At 67.6% G+C, this 423-nt stretch carries 1 pseudogene; it reads left to right on the top strand.

The window, feature by feature from the left end:
• Window positions 1-67: 67 nt before the first annotated feature.
• A pseudogene (locus EOA29_RS40305) lies at window positions 68-423 on the top strand (phosphoserine phosphatase SerB); the annotation flags it as partial.

Here is a 423-nt window from a genome sequence, read left to right as displayed (position 1 = left end):
GGCGGTCGGCCCGGCTATCAGGATCGCGTTCTTCACGCGGCCCTCGCCCGCCTGTCCGGAAGTCTCGATGCCGCTGATCGCCACGCTTGTGTCCCATCCCGAAGGCCGCGCTGTCTCGGCCACGCTTGCGAATATGGCCTCACGGTCGGTCGGTGCAAGCGCTGTTCGCTGGCTGGCGGAGGACGTCGCCTGCGATCTCGTCCTGCCGGAAACGGCGAACGCCGCTGAAGCGGCCGCCGCCCTGCGCGTCGCGCTCGCCCCGGAACCGGTCGACGTGATCGTCCAGCCGGCCGATGGCAGGCGCAAGAAGATCCTCATCGCCGACATGGATTCGACGATGATCGACCAGGAGTGCATCGACGAACTGGCCGACGAGATCGGCGTCAAGGATCGCGTCGCGGCGATCACCGCGCGCTCAATGAA

This window comes from Mesorhizobium sp. M1E.F.Ca.ET.063.01.1.1 (assembly GCF_003998155.1).
Taxonomy (GTDB): domain Bacteria; phylum Pseudomonadota; class Alphaproteobacteria; order Rhizobiales; family Rhizobiaceae; genus Mesorhizobium.
The sequence above is the reverse complement of the archived record's forward strand: the minus strand, read 5'-3'. Positions and strand labels throughout refer to the sequence as shown.